This is a genomic window from Methylobacterium sp. B1, from assembly GCF_000333255.1.
GTDB lineage: Bacteria > Pseudomonadota > Alphaproteobacteria > Rhizobiales > Beijerinckiaceae > Methylobacterium > Methylobacterium fujisawaense.
Genome location: NZ_BACT01000703.1, coordinates 1 through 2,679, shown reverse-complemented (window position 1 = coordinate 2,679; position 2,679 = coordinate 1). Strand labels below are relative to the sequence as shown.

Below are 2,679 nucleotides of genomic sequence, written 5' to 3'. Positions count from 1 at the left end.
CGGAGCCCGTCGGGCCGCGGCCGTACCGCGCCCGGACGGGGCCGGCTGGTGCCCCTCGTGGTGCTTCTGGGCCTCTGGGCCTATCTGCACTTCGTCCAGTTCCTGATCGTCTGGTCGGCGAATCTGCCGCCCGAGGTGACGTGGTACTTCGCCCGCGGCGGCTGGGTCGGGCGGGCGCTGGCGGTCGTGGCCGGCGCCGTCGTCGTGCTGGCCGGGCTCGCGACCCTCCGGCCGGGACGCCCGACCACCCGGATCCTGGCCGGCGCGGCGGTGGCCGTCCACGCCCTGGAGATGTTCTGGCTGATCACCCCGGCGGTGCGCGACCGCTTCGTCCTCCGGCCGAGCGACGTGCTCGCCGCCGCTGCCGTGGCCTGCCTCGCGGCCGCGCTCCGGCCGGTGCTGCGGCCGCGGGCGGACCGCGTGGCCTCCGACGCCCGGCGCGCCGGGAGGCCGGCATGAGCGCCGACGGCCCCTCCGGGCTGATCCCGGCTATCCTTGCCGGGCTGACCCTGCGCGGCAGCGGGCTCCTGAACGGGCGGCCGCCCCGTCCGGCTGCCAACACCCAGCGCGATCCGAATGAGCCCGGGCACGAGACCCGGGACGTCAATGTCCGCAACACCGTGATGGTGATGGCGGGCCTCGCGCTCACGGTCCTGGCGGTCGTTGGGACGATGATCTGGCTGATGGACACCTTCGCGGCGCGTCAGCGCCGGGCCCTGCCGGCCCTGACGCCGCAGCAGACCACGCAGTTGGCGCCGCCGCCTCCGAACCTTCAGGCCGACCCGTACGCCGATATCGACCGTGCGCGGGCGGCGGCCGAGGCGTCTCTCGCCGGCTACGGCTACCGGGACGAAGCCCGGACCCGCGCCCGAATCCCGATCGGGCGCGCCATGGACCTGATCGTCGGCCGCTCCCTCGAACCGGCGGAGCCCGCTGCGCGATGACGCCGAGCCACGATTCCCTCCAGCTCTGGCCGGCGGCGGTCTCCGCCACCGCGAGCGAGACCGACCTGCTCATCCTGGCCTTCACGGTCCTGACGCTGCTCCTGACCGTCCCGGTCTTCGTGGCGATCACCTACTTCGCCCTGCGCTACCGCGAGGGGTCCGAGGCGGACCGGAGCCCCTCGGGCATCCGCTCGAACCTGATCGAGATCAGCTGGATGCTGATCCCGTTCCTGCTGACGCTGATCTTCTTCGTCTGGGGCGCGAAGCTGTTCATCCAGTCCAAGAACCCGCCCCCCGACGCCATGGTGGTCGAGGCGATCGGCCGGCAATGGATGTGGAAGTTCCAGCACCCGACGGGCCAGTCCGAGATCAACAACCTGCACCTGCCGATCGGCCAGCCGATCCGCCTGCACATCATCAGCCAGGACGTGATCCACGCCCTCTACCTGCCGGCCGTGCGGATGCAGGTCGCCGCCCTGCCCGACCGCTACACCGACCTGTGGTTCAAGGCCGACAAGACCGGCACCTACCATCTCTACTGCTCGGAATATTGCGGCACCGACCACTCCGTGATGGGCGGCGAGGTCACCTTCATGAACCCCGGCGACTACCAGGACTGGCTGACCCATGCCGGCGCGCAGCAGGGCAAGATCGCGGCGGGCCGGGCCCTCTACGAGGCCTATGGCTGCGCCGGCTGCCACGAGCCCGGCACGTCCGTGAAGGCGCCGAGCCTCGCGGGCCTGTTCGGGTCGCAGGTGAGGCTCGCCGACGGCCGCACCGTCACCGCCGACGCGGCGTGGCTGCGCGAGAAAATCCTGAATCCGAACGGCGACCGGCTCGCCGGCGGGGGCAAGCAGGTGATGCCGAGCTTCGCCGGCCGGATCCCGGCGGACGAACTCGGGACGCTGATCGACTTCCTGAAAGCCTACCCGACCTCGAAAGCCGCGGACGCGACACGATGATGAGCTGCGTCAACCTGAAAATTCAGTCGTCGGATCGCAAGCTGCACCGGACCAGCTCTTCGCCCTGCTCGCGGTTTCACACCTCCGATCTGGCCTTGCGTTTTCAGGATCGAGCGCGGGTCCCCTCTCCCGAGCGTGAGAGGGACAGGGTGAGGGATGAGAACGCTCCAGACGAGGCGCGACCTGTCGATGCTTCAAGAATGTGCTCGATCCTGAGCCTTCTCGTCCCTCACCCAAACCCTCTCCCGCCCGGGAGAGGGGGCCCGTCGCGCCCTGTCGCCAGCGGCGATGTCCGCCTCAGACCTGTGAACATCGCGGCCCGCGGATCGGGGTCGGACGAGCGCGCGAGCGTCCTGACGTCCGGCTTCCGACGCTACCTATCGAGGGCGACACGATGAGCGCATCGGGCAGCATCGGCGGCACCGCCCACCGGGAACCCCACACCCCGGAATCCACGATCGGGCGCAAATCCGACTACCTGCATGCGGAATCGACCCTGCGCTCGTGGTTTCTCACCACCGACCACAAGCGCATCGCGATCCTCTACCTCGCCTCGATCACCGGCTTCTTCGTGATCGGCGCCCTGGCGGCGGGCGTGGTCCGCCTCGCTCTGGTCGTGCCGAACGGCGCGATCATGACCAACGACACCTACAACAAGGCCTTCACCATCCACGGTGTGGTGATGGTCTGGTTCTTCCTGATCCCGTCGATCCCCGCGACCTTCGGCAATTTCCTGATCCCGCTGATGATCGGGGCCAAGGACCTCGCTTCCC

At 69.8% G+C, this 2,679-nt stretch carries 3 protein-coding genes and 1 pseudogene; all 4 read left to right on the top strand.

Annotated elements, in window-relative coordinates; translation table 11 throughout:
* A pseudogene (locus I53_RS20715) lies at positions 1 to 459 on the top strand (hypothetical protein); the annotation flags it as partial.
* Positions 456 to 944, top strand: coding sequence for a hypothetical protein (locus tag I53_RS20710; protein ID WP_043354181.1), 489 nt, complete (start codon positions 456 to 458; stop codon positions 942 to 944). The pseudogene I53_RS20715 and the gene I53_RS20710, both read left to right, overlap by 4 nt.
* Positions 941 to 1,906 (top strand): cytochrome c oxidase subunit II, encoded by a 966-nt coding sequence (coxB, locus tag I53_RS20705; RefSeq protein WP_043354179.1) that lies wholly within the window; start codon positions 941 to 943, stop codon positions 1,904 to 1,906. The genes I53_RS20710 and coxB overlap by 4 nt, the downstream gene beginning before the upstream one ends.
* A 394-nt stretch (positions 1,907 to 2,300) precedes the next feature.
* Positions 2,301 to 2,679: cbb3-type cytochrome c oxidase subunit I (locus tag I53_RS20700; RefSeq protein WP_043354177.1), on the top strand; the 379-nt coding region annotated here is incomplete at its 3' end.